The organism is Avibacterium sp. 21-599 (genome assembly GCF_026226765.1).
Classification (GTDB): domain Bacteria; phylum Pseudomonadota; class Gammaproteobacteria; order Enterobacterales; family Pasteurellaceae; genus Avibacterium.
This window is the reverse complement of record NZ_JAKKOB010000001.1, coordinates 934,031-952,206: the sequence shown is the minus strand read 5'-3', so window position 1 is coordinate 952,206 and position 18,176 is coordinate 934,031. Positions and strand designations below refer to the sequence as shown.

At 41.6% G+C, this 18,176-nt stretch carries 14 protein-coding genes; 4 read left to right on the top strand and 10 right to left on the bottom strand.

The features are described 5' to 3' along the window. The 4 genes from L5B83_RS04685 (at position 1) to L5B83_RS04670 (ending at position 5,426) form a co-directional block, all read left to right on the top strand. On the top strand, positions 1-1,410 hold the full coding sequence (locus L5B83_RS04685) for a multicopper oxidase domain-containing protein (RefSeq protein ID WP_265778376.1): 1,410 nt from the start codon (positions 1-3) through the stop codon (positions 1,408-1,410). 115 nt (positions 1,411-1,525) lie between these two features. Further along, on the top strand, positions 1,526-2,353 hold the full coding sequence (locus L5B83_RS04680; protein ID WP_250350791.1) for a class II glutamine amidotransferase: 828 nt from the start codon (positions 1,526-1,528) through the stop codon (positions 2,351-2,353). 386 nt (positions 2,354-2,739) lie between these two features. Continuing rightward, a complete protein-coding gene (locus L5B83_RS04675; RefSeq protein ID WP_250364202.1) occupies positions 2,740-3,981 on the top strand; it encodes a serine/threonine transporter in 1,242 nt (413 codons plus the stop codon). Positions 3,982-4,061: 80 nt separating this feature from the next. Continuing rightward, entirely contained in the window at positions 4,062-5,426 is a 1,365-nt protein-coding gene (locus L5B83_RS04670; protein WP_265777725.1) for an L-serine ammonia-lyase, read from the top strand. A gap of 39 nt (positions 5,427-5,465) precedes the next feature. On the opposite strand, the gene dnaE is transcribed toward L5B83_RS04670, so the two are convergent. The 10 genes from dnaE to nrfA form a co-directional block, all read right to left on the bottom strand. Next, positions 5,466-8,942: a DNA polymerase III subunit alpha gene (dnaE, locus tag L5B83_RS04665; protein WP_265777724.1), complete on the bottom strand. Its 3,477-nt coding sequence runs from the start codon at positions 8,940-8,942 to the stop codon at positions 5,466-5,468. Positions 8,943-9,061: 119 nt separating this feature from the next. Beyond that, positions 9,062-10,261, bottom strand: a complete 1,200-nt coding sequence (locus L5B83_RS04660; RefSeq protein ID WP_265777723.1) for an NAD(P)/FAD-dependent oxidoreductase — start codon at positions 10,259-10,261, stop codon at positions 9,062-9,064. A 3-nt stretch (positions 10,262-10,264) separates the two neighbouring features. Further along, a complete protein-coding gene (locus tag L5B83_RS04655) occupies positions 10,265-11,116 on the bottom strand; it encodes a tetratricopeptide repeat protein (protein WP_265777722.1) in 852 nt (283 codons plus the stop codon). Then, the gene (gene nrfF, locus L5B83_RS04650) at positions 11,113-11,583 is read right to left on the bottom strand and encodes a heme lyase NrfEFG subunit NrfF (RefSeq protein WP_265777721.1); all 471 of its coding nucleotides are present in this window, start codon (positions 11,581-11,583) and stop codon (positions 11,113-11,115) included. Before nrfF ends, L5B83_RS04655 begins: the two co-directional genes overlap by 4 nt. Further along, the gene (locus L5B83_RS04645; protein WP_265777720.1) at positions 11,580-12,161 is read right to left on the bottom strand and encodes a DsbE family thiol:disulfide interchange protein; all 582 of its coding nucleotides are present in this window, start codon (positions 12,159-12,161) and stop codon (positions 11,580-11,582) included. Before L5B83_RS04645 ends, nrfF begins: the two co-directional genes overlap by 4 nt. Then, positions 12,154-14,073, bottom strand: a complete 1,920-nt coding sequence (gene nrfE / locus L5B83_RS04640; RefSeq protein WP_265778375.1) for a heme lyase NrfEFG subunit NrfE — start codon at positions 14,071-14,073, stop codon at positions 12,154-12,156. Before nrfE ends, L5B83_RS04645 begins: the two co-directional genes overlap by 8 nt. Positions 14,074-14,312: 239 nt before the next feature. Continuing rightward, positions 14,313-15,275, bottom strand: a complete 963-nt coding sequence (gene nrfD / locus L5B83_RS04635; protein WP_265777719.1) for a cytochrome c nitrite reductase subunit NrfD — start codon at positions 15,273-15,275, stop codon at positions 14,313-14,315. Continuing rightward, positions 15,272-15,949 carry a cytochrome c nitrite reductase Fe-S protein gene (gene nrfC / locus L5B83_RS04630; protein ID WP_265777718.1) on the bottom strand — a complete coding sequence of 226 codons (678 nt, stop codon included), beginning with the start codon at positions 15,947-15,949 and terminating at the stop codon, positions 15,272-15,274. The genes nrfD and nrfC overlap by 4 nt, the downstream gene beginning before the upstream one ends. Further along, positions 15,946-16,569, bottom strand: a complete 624-nt coding sequence (nrfB, locus tag L5B83_RS04625; protein WP_250350801.1) for a cytochrome c nitrite reductase pentaheme subunit — start codon at positions 16,567-16,569, stop codon at positions 15,946-15,948. The genes nrfC and nrfB overlap by 4 nt, the downstream gene beginning before the upstream one ends. Positions 16,570-16,642: 73 nt before the next feature. Then, positions 16,643-18,100 carry an ammonia-forming nitrite reductase cytochrome c552 subunit gene (gene nrfA / locus L5B83_RS04620; RefSeq protein ID WP_265778374.1) on the bottom strand — a complete coding sequence of 486 codons (1,458 nt, stop codon included), beginning with the start codon at positions 18,098-18,100 and terminating at the stop codon, positions 16,643-16,645. Positions 18,101-18,176 lie beyond the last annotated feature (76 nt).

Sequence of the window (18,176 nt, the reverse complement as noted above, 5' to 3'; positions counted from 1 at the left end):
ATGAATCATTTTTCTCGCCGTCAATTTTTCAAAACTGCCCTCACAGCGGGGGCATTTTCTGCTATTCCTGCGCCATTATGGGCTGCCGAACGCCAACCTTTGCGCGTTCCCCCACTAATGGAAACACGTCGTGGTAAACCTGTTTTTTTAGAAATGAACAGCGCACAAGCGCAATTAGAACGGGGAAAAACCAGCGAAGTTTGGGGATTTAACGGTAATTATTTAGGTCCAACACTCAAAATGCGCCAAGGGGATTTCGCCAAGCTGAATTATCGCAATAACTTAACACAAATGGTTGCCTTAGCCATTCAAGGGCTACAAGTAAGCGCTGAATCACTCGGTGGTGTTGCGCATCCTTTTACGCAAGGACAAAGCTGGTCGCCAATTCTTCCCATCACCCAAGCTGCCTGCACCTGCTGGTATAGTGCTTGTACCCTCGGGCATTCGGCTTATCAAACTTATCGTGGGCTGCTCGGACTGTGCATTATTGAAGATAACGAAAGTCGTAAATCCAGCTTGCCACAAAAATATGGCGTAAACGATATTCCTTTAATTTTGCAAGATATGCAATTAAATGATGAAGGTGTGCAATTATTCCAACAAAATCGACCGCACTTTTTCGGTAATCGTTTATTGGTAAATGGGCAAGAAGCCCCCTATTTAGCCGTACCGCGTGGTGTTGTGCGGTTACGTTTACTTAACGCCTCCCTTTCGCGTCGCTATGAATTACGCTTTGATGATGAACGCGATTTCCAACTTATCGCCCTCGATCAAGGCTTTTTACCACAAGCGAAAACAACTAAGGTGCTGTTTCTTGCACCGAGTGAACGCGCAGAAATTCTTGTCAATCTAAACGAAGGGGAAAACGCCACCTTAATCGCAGGAAAAAAACGAAATTTTTTCAGTAAACTAATGGGCTTTTTCGGCAGTAATGAAGAATTGCTTGATAACACCGTTGTTGAGCTACGCCCACAAGGTTTAAGCAGTGCGTTTGCACAAAATCATACAATGCAGTTTAATACTGATGCACTACAAGCATTAAAGGCGAAAATTCGTCGTGAGCGCCATTTCCAGCTTGATGCCAATAATGGAATGATCAATCAACAACGTTTTGATCCAAGACGGATTGATGTAAATGCTGAATTAAACAGCACTGAGCGCTGGATTCTCACCGCCAACGAACCTACTGGGTTTAAAATTCAAGGGGCAAAATTTATCCTTGAACGTATCAATGATAAGCCCGTTGCTGAAAGCGATCTTGCTTGGAAAGATAGCCTGTGGATTGAAGGTCAAATGCAGATTTTAGTTCGCTTTCAACACCCTTCTTCTAACAGTCATCCTTTCACCTTTGGTGCAACGGATTTGCTCGCGGCGGATAAAGGTTGCTTAGGCTTAATGGTGGTGCAATAAAGAAATAACACTAAGTTATGTGATATGCGCCTTTGATCTAAAAGTGCGGTTGAATTTTTGTTCGTTTTTTTGTTAAATCAAATTTATAAGATAAAAAGTCGTTTAAGGTTTAGTTATGTGTCAGCTATTAGGAATGAATTGCAATACCCCAACGGATATTGTGTTTTCTTTTGAAGGGTTTCGCCGTCGCGCAGGGCTTACCGATAGCCATTCAGATGGTTTTGGTATTGCCTTTTTTGAAGGCAAGGGCGTTCGCATTTTTCGCGATAACCAAGCAGGGCATAGTTCCCCCATTGCAGATTGTGTAAAACAATACCACATCAAATCGTTCAACGTCATTGCACACATCCGTAAAGCCACGCAAGGGGCGGTAACGATTGAAAATACACACCCATTTATTCGTGAAATTTGGGGCGAAAACTGGGTATTTGCACACAACGGTAATCTGACCCAATTACCTGATATGTCAGAAAATTTCTGCCAACCTATTGGCTCAACAGATTCAGAAGCCGCTTTCTGTTATATGGCTGAACAGTTAAAAAATCGCTTTCGCAAAAAGCCCACCGAAGAACAGATTTTCCAAGTAATTCAAGAAATTAGCAAAGAATTGGCACAAGGCGGCACATTTAATTTCATTCTTTCAAACGGCGAATGGATGATTGCTCACTGCTCTACCAATTTGCATTACCTCACCCGTAAAGCGCCTTTTGGTACAGCACAACGTATTGATGATGACGGGGTGATCGACTTTCGCCAACATACCACAGAAAAAGATAAAGTTACCATTATTACTACCTTTCCGCTGACTAAAAATGAGACTTGGACAAAAATGGAACACGGTGGTTTTGTGTTTTTCAAAGATGGCGATAAAGTTTACGAAGTCCTTGGCACCCCAAGGGAAGCCATTGATGATGGCACATTAGGCAATGCGAAAGCCGCCTGATCACACTCTCGTTAGAAGCACTTTTATTGTGCCATTAAAAGTGCTTTTTGATTTAACTATGTCCAACCTTTTTCTGTTATTGTTCGGATTATTCCATAAAACGAAACTGCTTTAATTTTTGGTAACCCATTATCAATAAAGATAAAATACTCAATTTTGTTTTTTGTCGAAATAAAACAGTGCGAAATCGAAAGTATAAAAAGATAAAATGTTAAAAAGACGTAAACATTTCTCTATTTTCTAACCAATTATTCAAGAAAAAATCGATCATTATCACAAATCACACCTTTTATCCTGTTTCATATCCGCAATCGCTATATCATCTGCGCTGGTTAGATTAGGTATTCATCATACGCTAATCCAAGTTTATATAACGGAGTTCGGCAATGCTAAAAACAACCATAACAAATAAATTCGATTTACTTTGGACATTAAATTTATTCGGTACGGCAGTGGGAGCTGGCGTACTGTTTTTGCCCATTAATGCAGGAATGGGCGGATTTTGGCCGTTAATTGTGATTATGCTATTAGTTGGGCCGATGACTTATTTTTCACACCGCGCGTTATCTCGTTTTGTGTTGTCATCTTCCCAACCGGGGAGCGATATTACCGAAGTGGTGGAAGAGCATTTTGGGCAGGGCGCGGGGAAAATCATCACATTACTTTACTTTTTCGCGATTTTCCCTATTTTATTGATTTATGGCAATGGCATTACTAATACAGTAGAATCCTTTATAATCAATCAGTTAGGATTAAACGCGCCAAACCGAATCCTACTTTCTTTCGTGTTGATTGCCAGCCTGATTTCAGTGATGCTGATGAGCGAAAAAATAATGTTAAAAATGACCGAGTTGTTGGTGTATCCCCTTGTATTTATTTTATTTTCTCTTTCCATTTATTTAATTCCTCAATGGAATACCGCAATGCTGCACCAAATGCCCGATGCAGCCAGCTTCATTGGCACGCTTTGGATCACCATTCCTGTATTAGTGTTTTCTTTTAATCATTCCCCGGCCATTTCTTGCTTTTCGCAATCGCAACAACGGGAATACCAATCGCCAGAGCTGACCGAACACCACGCAAGCCGAGCATTAAAAAACACCTCAACCTTACTGTTATTTTTTGTTATGTTTTTCGTCTTTAGCTGTGTGCTAACCCTGACTCCTGAAGATTTAGTCCAAGCGAAAGCACAAAATATCAGTATTCTTTCCTTTTTAGCCAATAAGTTTGATAACCCTTATATTTCTTACTTTGGACCTTTAGTGGCATTCCTTGCTATTACTAGCTCTTTCTTTGGTCATTATTTAGGAGCGAGAGAAGGCATTCAGGGGCTGTATCTGAAATTCTCAGGCAAACAAGGCATTACAAATCGAAAAAAATTGAATTTTTTCACCGCACTTTTCTTTTTATTGACGCTATGGGCGGTGGCAATTATCAATCCAAGCATTCTTGGCTTAATTGAATCTATTGGCGGACCAATTATCGCCGCTATTCTCTTTTTAATGCCAATGTATGCGATTCGTAAAGTGCCGGCGATGGCACGTTATCGGGGCTATGCTAGTAATGTTTTCGTGACGATTATGGGAATAATCGCAATCTCAGCCGTCGTGTATGGATTATTTTATTAATTAAGATAGAATAGCCCACCTTTTGATAATAATTACCCTAAGCAGGGCGAAATGCCCTGCCAGAAAAGTTCGAGAAAACAATGATTAGTGTTTTTGATATGTTTAAAATCGGTATTGGGCCTTCTAGTTCCCATACCGTTGGCCCAATGAAAGCTGGTAAGCAATTTGTCGATGATTTAGTGACAAAACAGTTACTTGCCCGTACCACTCAGGTTAAAGTCGATGTCTATGGCTCTCTTTCAATGACAGGACGTGGGCATAATACTGATATTGCCATTATTATGGGATTAGCAGGCTATTTACCGCACGATGTGGATATTGATTTAATCCCTAAATTTATTTCTGATGTAAAAAGCACCGCACTTTTACCATTAGCGCAAGGGCAGAAAGTCGCGAAGTTGGATTATGAGAGCGATATGGTCTTTCATCAAACCTTTCTGCCATTGCACGAAAATGGAATGACGCTATCAGCCTATGAAAATGATAACTTACTTTATCAGCAAACCTATTATTCTATTGGCGGTGGTTTTATTGTTGATGAAGTCCATTTCAATCAGCAAGAAGAAAGCGACATCAATGTCCCTTTTCCTTATCAAAGTGCAGCAGATATTTTGCATCATTGCAAAGAAAATGGCTTAGCCTTATCAAGTGTGATGTTACAAAATGAAATCGCCCTACACGGCAAAGAGGCAACCCAACTACACCTAAAACGCGTCTGGCAAACGATGAAAGAATGTATCGAACACGGTTTAGTGACCGAAGGGTTATTGCCCGGCCCGCTCAAAGTGGTTCGCCGTGCTGCAACGTTACATCGTTTATTACAAGCCAATAATGGACTTTCCAATGATCCGATGAAAGTGATCGATTGGGTTAATATGTACGCCTTGGCGGTAAACGAAGAAAATGCGGCAGGCGGGCGTGTGGTTACTGCGCCAACTAATGGAGCTTGTGGGATTGTGCCAGCCGTGTTGTCTTATTATGAAAAGTTTATTTCGCCAATTTGCGATGAAATTGTCGAACGCTATTTACTGGCTTGTGGAATGATTGGCTCGCTTTACAAAATGAATGCCTCCATTTCAGGGGCTGAAGTGGGCTGTCAAGGTGAAGTAGGTGTCGCTTGCTCAATGGCTGCGGCTGGTTTAACGGAAATTCTTGGGGGGAGTCCAGAGCAAGTCTGTATGGCTGCTGAAATTGCAATGGAACATAATCTAGGGCTGACTTGCGATCCTGTGGGTGGACAAGTGCAAGTACCTTGCATTGAACGTAATGCGATAGCTTCTGTTAAAGCCATTAATGCTAGTCGAATGGCATTGCAACGAACGTCTAACCCGCGTGTAAGTTTAGATAAAGTCATCGAAACGATGTATGAAACGGGCAAAGATATGAACGCCAAGTACCGTGAAACCTCTCAAGGAGGGTTGGCAATTAAAGTGGTTTGCACCTAAAAAATAAGGCGGTTTATTCCGCCTTATTTTATTTTTCGATTATTTAAACTCAATTTCCACCGCACTTTCTCCCAGTATTTCCACTAGCGTATTAATCAGTTCATCACTGGGGTTCACTGACCATTGCACACCTAATTTCACCAATGCACGTCCTTCTGGGCTTTGATAGTAAATATGAATTGGCAATGCCCCTCCACTATATGGGCTAAGAGTCTCTTTAAACTGCTTAATAAACTGCGGTGAAAGCTGTTCTTGCGTCAAGCAAATCGCGAGGCTTTTGGCGTAACGGCTTCTTGCTTCATCAAGGGTCATCAATTCCCGTACAGACATTTTTAAGCCTTGCGAGAAATCATCAAAACTGACCTGCCCTGACGCAATCACAATGGTGTCTTTTTGTAATTTTTCACCAAAACGCTCTAGGCTTTCGCCAAATAATGTCAGATCTAAACGCCCCGAACGATCATCTAAGGTAGCAATGCCTAAGCGGTTGCCTTTTTTTGTTATCGCCACCCGAGAACTCACGACCAAGCCACAAGTGGTGCTGATTTGTCCACGATAATTTGGTACAAGATCTTTTAATCTTGTTGAGCTGTAATGAGCAATTTCCTTTAAATAAGGACTAATCGGGTGGCTACTTAAATACAGTCCAAGGGTTTCTCGTTCTCCATCTAAAATTTGTTTTTCGCTCCAACGTGGTGTTTTCGCATAAGCCTGCTCCACCTCTTCTGGCGTTTCTGTCAGCACGCCAAACATATCTGCCTGTCCTATCGCCTCATTTTTGGCATATTGATCTGAGGCTTTTAAGGCATCTTCTAAATTTTTTGCTAGCGCTGCACGATGTGGACCTAATTTATCGAATGCCCCTGACATTATGAGGCTTTCAAAGGTGCGGCGGTTGATTTTCTTTAAATCCACTCTAGCACAAAGATCAAATAAATCTTTGAAAATGCCACCTTGTTCACGGGCAGCAATTAAGGCTTCAATCGGCCCTTCTCCCACGCCTTTGATTGCCCCAATACCATAGACGATTTCCCCATTATCGTTCACGCTGAAATGATGTTTTCCTGTATTAATATCTGGTGGGGTAACCTTTAAGCCCATACGCAAACATTCATCGTATAGCCCAACAATTTTTTCGGTGTTATCCATTTCAGACGTCATTACTGCCGCCATAAATTCTGCGGGATAATGCGCTTTTAGCCATAATGTTTGGTAAGAAACCAAGGCATAAGCCGCGGAGTGCGATTTATTAAATCCGTAACCTGCAAATTTTTCAACTAAATCGAAAATTTTCATTGCAAGGTTACCGTCAATCCCGTTTTTAATTGCCCCTTCTTCAAATACAGAGCGTTGTTTTGCCATTTCTTCGGGTTTCTTTTTCCCCATTGCCCGACGTAATAAATCTGCCCCACCAAGGGTGTAACCTGCCAGCACCTGCGCAATTTGCATCACTTGTTCTTGATATAAAATGATACCGTAGGTTGGCTCTAAAATCGGTTTGAGTGAAATGTGCTGATATTCTGCATCAGGGTAAGAAATTTCTTCTTCACCGTGTTTACGGCGAATAAAATTATCCACCATTCCTGATTGCAACGGCCCCGGACGGAACAACGCAACCAACGCAATAATATCTTCAAAACAGTCTGGTTTCAGGCGCTTAATCAAATCCTTCATTCCGCGCGATTCTAGCTGGAATACCGCGGTAGTTTCTGCATTGAGTAACACTTGGAAAGATTGCGCATCATCAAGTGGGATACGATTAATATCCACTAACGGCTTGCCTTCTTTAGCCAGACGCGTATTAATCATATCCAATGCCCATTTAATAATGGTTAGCGTACGCAATCCTAAGAAGTCAAACTTCACCAGCCCGGCATATTCCACATCATTTTTATCAAAATGGGTAACTGGGTGTTTGCCTTCGCTATCACAATATAAGGGCGAAAAATCAGTGATCAGCCCCGGCGAAATCACCACGCCCCCAGCGTGTTTCCCTGCGTTACGCGTTACCCCCTCGAGCTTGCGCGCCATATCAATTAATGCTTTAACTTCTTCATCGCTTTCATAAATTTCAGGCAAACGAGGTTCTGCTTCAAAGGCTTTGGCTAAGGTCATTCCCGGATCAGGCGGCACTAATTTAGAAATGCGATCCACAAAGCTATAAGGATGCCCCAGCACCCGTCCTACATCACGGATGACCGCTTTGGCCGCCATTGTACCAAAGGTGATAATCTGCGACACCGCACCGCGTCCATAGGTTTCCGCCACGTGTTCAATCACGCGATCTCGCCCGTCCATACAGAAATCCACGTCAAAATCGGGCATTGATACCCGTTCTGGATTTAAAAAACGCTCAAACAGCAAATCAAATTCAAGGGGATCAAGATCAGTAATTTTCAACGCATAAGCCACCAATGATCCTGCCCCGGAACCACGCCCGGGTCCAACAGGAATATCGTTATCTTTCGACCACTGGATAAACTCCATCACGATTAAGAAGTAGCCCGGGAAACCCATTTGGTTAATCACGTCTAGTTCAACTTGCAAGCGTTCGTCATATTCTTTACGTTTTTCTGCCCGCTCTTTTTCATTAGGGAATAAAAAGGCGAGACGCTCCTCCAAGCCTTCACGGGATTTTTGTACTAAATAATCCTCTGTACTAAGATCCCCGGTAGGAAATTTAGGTAAAAAATATTCCCCCAAACGAATGGTTACATTACAACGCTTAGCAATTTGTACGGTATTTGCCAGAGCGCTGGGAATATCTGCAAATAATTCACACATTTCCTGCTCAGTGCGGAAATATTGTTGATCGCTATATAATTTTGGACGTTTAGGATCATCTAAGGTGTAGCTATCGTGAATTGCCACGCGGATCTCGTGTGCCTCAAAATCTTGCGAAGACAAAAAACATACATCATTGGTTGCCACAAGAGGGATATGATGTTTTTCAGCCAATTTTAAGGCGGCTTGGATATAACGCTCTTCTTCAGGGCGACCTGTACGGCAAAGGCTTAAATAAAAATGATTGGGAAAAAATTCTTGATAAAAATGCACCGCACTTTCTATATCAGCCGGGTTATTCTTCAACAATTTTTTTCCGATATCACCATTGCGTCCACCAGAAAGAATGATTAAGCCTTCGCGGTGCTCCACTAGCCATTGTTGATCGATATAAGGTAAATCCGTGTAACCACGTTCATAAGCTTTGGATAATAATAAGGTAATATTATGATAGCCCGTATTATTTTTGGCGAGTAACGTCAGCTCAAAATGTTCATCTCCAAGCAAATCACTTTTCACTAATACATCTGCACCCACAATAGGTTTTATGCCTGAAGATAATGCTTCTCCATAAAAACGGACTAAACCACAAAAATTGGTGAAATCTGTCAATGCCATTGCCACCATTTCGTTCTCCACGCAGGCTTTGACTAACGGTTTGACTTTAGCAATACCGTTAATCATTGAAAAATCGCTATGCACACGCAAATGCACGAAACGCGGTTCTGACATAAAAAATCCTTGTTATTGTTGCCGTTGATTAGATGAAAAGGGAAATTAGCCTGCCATTTTAACGAGATTTTCACTCGGATCAAATCTCTTTTTGCAGGCAATCAAAATGGGAAATGGGCTTATAAACGGGCAATATGGCTGGCACAAGCGTAAGCTGAACTCCACGCCCATTGAAAGTTATAGCCACCAAGCCAGCCTGTTACATCTAGCACTTCGCCGATAAAATACAATCCTTTGACTTTCGTACTTTCCATTGTTTTTGATGAAATTTCGTGCGTATCTACCCCGCCCATTGTAACCTCTGCCGTGCGATAACCTTCTGTACCATTAGGGAAAATTTGCCAGTGGTGAATAACATTATCTAACTGTTCCAACTGCCCTTTGGTTAAATTCGCCAATGTTTCTATTGGAATGCTCTCTCTGGTTTGCCAAAGCTCTACTAATTTATTTGGCAAAATACGTGATAATGCGGTTTTTAACTGCAACTTAGGTGAAGTTTGGCGTAATTCAAGTAAATAATCACAAATAGATTGATTGGGTAATAGATCAACTTCCACCCATTCATTGGGCTGCCAATAGTTAGAAATTTGTAAAATCGCCGGCCCCGAAATACCACGATGAGTAAATAACAATTGGTTGATAAAAGATTGCCCATTTTCTGCACTAACTCGAACAGGCAAAGAAACGCCAGCAAGTGCGGTGTAAAATTGTTCTGTTTCTCGCCAACGAAACGGTACGAGGGAAGCACGCGGAGAGATCACTGCCAATCCAAACTGTTCAGCAATTTGATAACCTAATGGCGATGCACCTAAGGCTGGCATTGAAAGCCCTCCCGTTGCCACGACCAGCTGATTACAATACCAAGTTTGCCCATTGGCTTGCACAGTAAAACCGCCTTTTTCTGAGTTAGAAACTTGCTCAATGTGCTGACGTAGCTGAATATTAACCTGATATTTCTCACATTCTGCGAGTAACAAATCCACAATCTGTTGTGAACTTTCATCACAAAACAATTGCCCGAGTTCTTTTTCGTGATAAGCAATGCCATATTCTGCAACTAAAGCGATAAAATCCCATTGAGTAAAACGAGCCAACGCAGATTTAACGAAATGTGGATTGTGCGAAAGATAATGCTGTGGCGTAACCTCTAAATTAGTGAAATTACAAAACCCACCGCCTGACATTAAAATTTTCCGCCCCGCTTTTTTACCGCTATCAAGAACTGTTACCTGTTTACCTTGTTTACCAAGTTGTCCGGCACAAAATAGCCCTGCTGCACCTGCGCCAATAATTAGCGTATCAGAAACCCATTGTGTCATTCTTTACTTTGCTCCATTTTTGGCGTTTTGTAGCATTTCTGCCATTTGCATACGTTGAATGATCGTGCGGCGATCGATTCCCGATTTATCCGAATCCAACAGACGTTGCCAAAGTGTAATCGCATTGGCATAATCCGTTTTCATAAAGGCTTCTCCCGCTAATAACGATAAACTTGATGCCTCTTTCGGATCTTGCTGTAAGGCTTGATCAAGCATTGCCTGCACTTGTGGAGTGATTTTTTGCCCTGCCTGTTGATACAACGCATTCGCGACTAGACCTAAAATAGCCGGTTTACCGCCCGTTAAACGATCAGCATAAGAATAAGCCAGCAGTGCATTATCAAATTCATTATTTTGCATATAAGCCAGCCCTAATTCAATCCAAGCCTCACTGTTGTTAGGGTTTTGCCGTAAGCGCTGCTGAATTTTTTCCACATAGGATTCATTTTTTTGTCCCGTAGGTTGTTCCGTAAAAGGGGCGGTTAAGGGATCTACAAACGGTTGTTTAGCCTGCACTTGCTGTTGATGTTCAGTAGAAAAGCGTTCAAGGGAAAAATAATAGCCTATCGGCAAGCCAATCAATAATAAATTTAATCCCACAAAATAAGAGCGTGCTTTTGTCTTGGAAGAAATAACAAAGTGCGGTTGTTTTTCACGCTGTTTTTCATCATCAAGTAGCCGTTGGGCAAATTCTTGTAGCAATTCAGGATCAAGCTTACCCTTTGTTTGTTGCTGATAAAGGGCAATATTTTGCTGTTGGCGATAATTTTTCTGCCAATTTATCCTTTGTCCTAAAGGCAACCAAAGCCCAAGACTAATCAATAATAAAAGGGTAACACCGATAAAAAAAGTCATTCTGATTTATCCGTTTTTGCTAATAAATGCTTTAGTGCGTCCTGCTGCTCTGCACTGAATGCGACACTTTGCTGTGATTGTTTGACGCGCAACATTCGCCACATAGCCACTGCACCAAACAGTAACAATAAGAACGGTAATCCCCACAACAAAGCGGTAGTGGATTTTACGGGGGGATTATAACGAACAAAATCACCAAAGCGATTTGTCATCGTTTCAATAATTTGCTCATTACTCTTACCTGCTTCCACCATTTTATAAACTTCAATACGCAAATCATAGGCAATAGGGGAATTGGATTCCACCAAGTTTTGATTTTGACATTGTGGGCAACGCAAGGATTTCGCCAGTGCGACAGCTCTTGTGCGTTCCTCGGGGTGAGAGAATTCAAAGGTATCTACCATTTCTGCCTGAGCCAGCGGAAGGATTGTAACCAGTGTGATAATTGCAAACCACCATTTCTTCATTCTTTACCTTCCTTTTGACTCATCGCTTGTAAAGATAAGTGCGGTGCATTTTGTGCAAATTTTTGCCATAAAGGCTGAAATTCTTGTTGCCAAATTTGCTTATTCAATGGCCCTGAATAGCGATAACGAATAATACCGTTCGCATCGACGAAATACGTTTCTGGCGCGCCATCTACGCCTAATTTCATTGCTAGTAAGCCTTTGCTATCATCAATAATAAGATGAAAAGGATTGCCCATTTCTCGTAACATTAATAACGCATTTTGCCGTTTATCGCGATAATTTAATCCCACAATCGGCACACCTTGCTTTTGCAAATCCATCAAAAAAGCGTGTTCTTGCTTACAATAAGTACACCAACTCCCCCACACATTAATCAAATAAACCTCACTCGGCAAGGAATGATTATTCACGTTGGTTGCAGGATCGAACAAATCAGGTTGATAAAATTCAGGCACGGGTTTGCCAATTAAAGCAGAAGCAATTTTTTTCGGATCATTTTGCAGTCCTAATAATAGCAAGCCACATAGTGCAATAATCAATAATAAGGGCAGAAAAACAAGTGCTTTTCTATTCATCTTTTGCTCTCCTTGTTCTCAAACCAAAGGCGGCTAATAATGCGCCAAAAGCCATTAATGTTGCCCCAATCCATAACCAGCGAACAAAAGGCTTATAATGCAAACGGAAAGAAAATTCACCAGCACCCAGTTTATCGCCCATCACGATATAAATATCGCCGAGCAAACTCCAATATAATCCTACTTCGGACATATTCATTGTCCGCACATCATAATAACGACGTTCGGGATAAAGTGCGGTGATTTTTTTGCCTGCTTTTTTAATCTCAAATTGTGCCACTTCACTGGTATAATTCGCCCCTAATTCATTACGGAAACCAAGGTACGTAAATTCATAGCCATTGAGCATTTGGCTTTGTTGCGGTGCTAGGCGTACACCAATTTCGCTGGCAAAATAGCTCGACATTGTTGCACCAATCACGCTGAGTGCTAACCCACAATGCGCAATCACCATTGCCCAACGGGTTAAAGACAAAGCTCGCCCCCCGCTCGAAAGGGTAACACTTAGCAACCAAAGCGCTAAACTGATTAATGCAAAAGGTAAAGGCTGAAAATGTAACGTTTCATCATTTTGAATGGTGAATGCGATCATAATATAAGCAAGACCACAAGCGGGGATCAGCAGTAAAACATTACGAGACAACAGTCTGCAGTGAATTTTTTTCCAAAATGCGCTCACTACAATAATCATCGCCAGCAAAGCCAGCACAATCAGGGGTAAGAAAATCGTATTAAAATAAGGTGCGCCAACAGAGATCGATCCCCACCCCATTGTGCTAAACAGCATAGGGTAAAACGTGCCTAAAAATACGCTTGCCGTTGCCACTGCCAGTAAAATATTCGCAATAAGCATTAGGCTTTCTTTAGAAAAAAGAGAAAAACGCACCGCACTATTTTCACTTGGACGCACATTGACTTTAAGTGCAAATAAGGTCAGTGAACAGGTTGTCAGTAAGAAAAAGAGCATTAACAGTGCCATTCCTCGTTCACTATCCATCGCAAAGGCGTGTACAGAGGTGAGTACACCAGAACGCACAATAAAGGTGCCTAATAAGCTAAATGCAAAAGCAAAAAGTGAAAATAAAATCGTCCAATAATGGAAAATGCCACGCTGTTCGCTCACCGATAAACTATGCAATAGCCCTAGCCCGAGTAACCACGGCATTAATGAGGCATTTTCTACGGGATCCCAGAACCACCAACCGCCCCAGCCAAGTTCATAATATGCCCACCACGCGCCTAACATTATCCCTAAAGTCAAAAAGAACCAAGAAAGTAACACCCAAGGGCGTGTCCAGCGAGCAAGTGCGGCATCAAAATGCCCACTTAATAAGGTGGCAAGGGTAAGAGCAAAATTCACCGCAAAACCTACATAGCCAAAATAAAGCAATGGAGGATGAAAAATCAGCCCCACATCTTGCAACATTGGATTAAGATCACGCCCTTCCAATGGGCTAGGCAACAGGCGCTCAAAGGGATTTGAGAAAAAAACAATAAAGAGTGCGAAACCAAAACAAAGTAGGCCAAGAATAGACAGGGTTCGACTCGCAATAATGGGATCAATGTTGCGACTAAAAAAGGCAAACGCCATTGTCCATAAGCCTAAAGAAAAAAGCCAAAACAGCATTGAGCCTTCGTGTCCACCCCAAGTAGCAGCAATTTTGAAAAATAACGGCAATGCGGAATTAGAATGGGCTGCAACATATTGTAGTGAGAAATCATCAACAGCAAAACAATAAGCAAGCCCGAGCAAAGAAAGGGTAGTAAAAATCCCAAAGAGATAACTCAGATTCCACGCGGAGGTGATAAGGCGCGGATTACCCTGTTTAATCCCAATATGCGGCACGATCGCCAACAGTGATGCGGAAACAAGAGCAAAAAGTAAAGCAAGAAAAGCAAGTTCAGGGATCATCGTCATATTAGCTGATTAATTTATCCTGTATTTTAGAGAAAATATGCCGTAATGTCATTGCGTGATGTGGTGAAATCATCTAAATACTTTCTATATCCTACCGGTGGTAAAAAAGTGTAAAAAATGCACCGCACTTTAATTTTTCCCTCATTTTTCAGATAAGGGATTACCGTAAAATCCACATCACATTAAAACAAAGGCGAACACCTTGGTTCGCCTGATAATCATTAATTGGCTTTTTATGCTAAAGTCATTTGTCCTGCGTATAAAATAAAGTAACGCAAGCAAAGCACTCCGATTAAGCTAAGCCCCGCGACAATCAACATAAAGCCCTTTTGGTGCTTAAGTTTTTCACCTGCAACGGCGTTTAATAGAAGCGGTAATACAATCCCGATGCCGACCACGCCGATCCAGAAGACGTTCGCCCAGAAGCCCCCTGAAAGTGCGGTGTGAAATGCCACCGTTTTTTGCCCGCCACCTAAATATAATCCAAAGAAGAAAGCGAAAAGTAAAAAGGCTTCAATGAGTACCACGGGCTGCTCAAATTTGTGTAAGAATGCCAAGCCTTTAGAATGAGGGTTTTCTTTGGTGCATAAAATGGTAAAGAAAATCAATGCAGCAATCCCTGATGAAGTCCCTGATGCAAGGAATAGCACTGGTAATACAGGATTATTTAGCATTGGATAACTCACTAATGCAGAAAGTAAGAACCCTGTATATGCCCCTAATGCTACGCTAAGCAACAAGGTAATAATCTCGATTACATTGGTGAATTTTGCTGCAAGATCGATGATTTTCTCCGTAAGATTAGTGAGTTTCGGCACAAAGCGTTTCACTAAGCTAAGCACTAAGGACTTAAAGATAATCGCTAACCATAAGACCAAGAACAACATATAGACTTGGAACAACATCACCCCAGCAGACATAATTGATGTGTGGTGATAATTGAACATTAAGTACCAAAATGTCCAAGGTTTAGTTAAGTGGAAAATCAATAATAATAAGCCAATGGTAATGCTTATTGGTGCAAGTAATGCATTTACCTTCAAGATATGACTTTCTTCTGGGCGTTCCCCAGCCAATCCTGCACGTTTTAGCAATACGGCAAGCATTGTCGCCCCTGCGGAAATCCCTAATAAAAAGAGATAAATCGCAATCGGCCCGTCCCATACTAAAGATGGGAAATGAAATGGACTATTCATCGTCTGATCTCCCCTGCTCTAGCTGGAACGTGGTAAAGATTTGGATCTGTACCTAATTCAACCTTTGTACGATAGGTTTGTTTTTCTTTCAGTTTTAAAGAAATGTCGCTTTGCGGATCATTTGTATTACCAAAGGTTAAGGCTTTGGTTGGACAGGCCTCCACACAAGCGGGCTGTTTACCTTTGGCTAAATTCGTATCACGGCAGAAATTGCATTTATCTGCTGATTTATACACAGGGTGAATAAAACGAACACGATACGGACATACCGCGATACAGTATTGACAGCCAACGCAGAGATCTTTATTAACATCAACAATACCTGTGGACGCATCAATATAAGACGCCCCTGTTGGGCATACTGCAACACAAGGTGCATTGCTACAATGCTGGCAAGAATGACGGAAAAATTCATATTTCACGTCAGGGAATTCACCATAAGGTTCGCTACGAATAATTTCTAAACGTGAAACGCCTTCTGGCACTTGGTTGGTTTCACGACACGCATCCATACAAGCGGTACAACCAATGCAAGCCGTTTCATCGTGCAACATTGCATAACGAATTGGCTTTTCTTCTGCCTTATCTTGTGCGATTGACTTAATTGTTGTTCCTGTCATTAGGATCAAAGCTCCCATACCAGAAACAAAATTACGGCGTGAGCAAGTTGTCATTTGTTATCCTTTTGTTTGCTAGTCGGGTCAAGATCTTTTAGGGCTTTACGTTTTTGTTGTTCTCCGTGACAATCCACGCAAAGTTTAACACGTTGTTTTTTCTCAATACCTTTCATTGCATCTTTTTCTGGGTGCAAGGTATGACAGGCGGCACAAGGCAATTTCATTGCGTGAACATCGTGCGCCCAAAGTTTTTCGCGTAATTTTTCAGGGCGATGACAAGAGAAACACACTTGATTTTGTTCTTGCACTGAGTACATCGGTTGTTTGTCAGAGAAAATATCGCTTTCAAAACGCATCACGTCTTTCACACCACGACGGTGATTTTCAGAAATATTACCGTGGCAGCTCACACAAGTAATCGGTTTCCCTGTGCTTGGATTGGTTTTAGATAAGTGTGTGCCGTGAAATTTACCAAAATGTAAATCACCACCAGATTGTTCATCATTAGCATCTAGTTTATGACATTTTGCACAATACTCATTGGGATTACGCTGATTCTCTAACGTAGGTTGATAACTTAATTCAGCGTTTTTAGTATTAGCTTGAGTGGGTAAAGCAAAGATCGTTATCGCAAGCAAGGCACTGAGCTTAACCACTTTCTTTAATACAGCATTCATTTCCTATTACCTCAAATTTTGGTTCAAAATAGACCGCACTTTGATCTCGCGTAAAGTGCGGTTGCTTTTTCGCTTATTTTGCTGGAGGTGCTTTTTCCATTAAGCCTTTGTCCAGTGCTTCTTTATTCCATTGAGGAATCACTTCTTTGAGGAATTTATCTTTTGCCGCACGCTCTTTTTCAATATCAATACCCATTGCTTTCCACGCATTCTCTGCATTTGAAATATCAGGATAATTGATCGGTTGTTTCACTCCGTGCTTGGTTAAAATGACGGCAAGTTTAGTTCTTGCATCAGCAATTTGATCTAACCCTGTTGCGATGGTTTTTAAAATAACATCTGGTGCGTGAATATGCCCACCATGTCCTGCTGCTGAGTAATCCCAACGCCATTGTGCGTGACGAATATCTTGCAATGCAGGTTTCATTTCTTCTTCTGTCGCACCAGCTTCCCAAGCGGCTTTTGCTTCAAAGTGCGCTTTCACAATTTGGTCTTCAAGTTTAATCATTACATCTTTGATATCTTTTTTATGACCTGCCACCACTTTTGTTAAGGTTTCTTTACTTTGATCGTGGCAGTTTGCACAGGTGTTTTCAAAAGAATCAAGCGGATTGCCAATTTTGTGGTCAGTGTAAACTTTACCATCAGCACCTTGGACTTTTGGCATATGGCAATCTACACAGGTTACGCCATTTTTACCGTGCGTACCTTGTAACCAAGTTTCATAATCTGGGTGCTGTGCTTTTAGCATAGGCGCTTTAGAAATAGAATGGATCCAATCATAGAATTCAATGCTGTCGTAGTATTTTTCCATACTATCTACATCGACCCCTTTCATCCAAGGGAACACCACATTATTCACCACTTTTTTATCAAAATAATATTCAACGTGGCAATTTGCACAAATTGCTCCGCGCTTATCTGTTTTATCTAAATGAGTGAAATCTTTACCTATGGTATCTAAAGCACGTAAAACGTGTGGGCGAGCAATACGCAATGCTGGTTTCCCTTCCGCAAACTCTTTTGAAGTCGTATCGTGGCAATCCGCACACCCAATTGGGTTCACAATCTCATTTCCTGCTTTCGCCCATTTTCCATTGAAATAACCTTCTTCTCCCCATTCAGCAATTAAACGTGGCACATCTGGTCCTTTACAAGTCCAGCACGCCATTGGTTGTGGCCCACTATTTGCATCAAAAGGTGCGCCTGTACGTAAAATATTACGCACATCTGTAACGGTATAAAAATGCCCACGAGGTTTGTTATATTCTTTAGAAAAAGCATAACCGCCCCACATAACAATCATTCTAGGGTCAACCTCAATGGCAGGAACAATTTCCGTAGATTCAGCCGTATTAGCCCAACCTTGGTATTGTTTCGGATATTTTTCTGCAAATTTTTCACTGATTGTCTCAATCTTCAAATCAGGGTTGGGTTTTGCTAATTCCTCACGTGTTGCGGCACGCTTTTCTGCAGCACTGTTATCTGTTGCGATTGCAGACTGCGCAACCACTAAAGTCAATCCAGCCATTGCCAGAGAAGCTAACGTTTTTCTGAAAATGTTCACGATAATTACTCCATTAAAAGTTAACCAATGGTTATTTAAC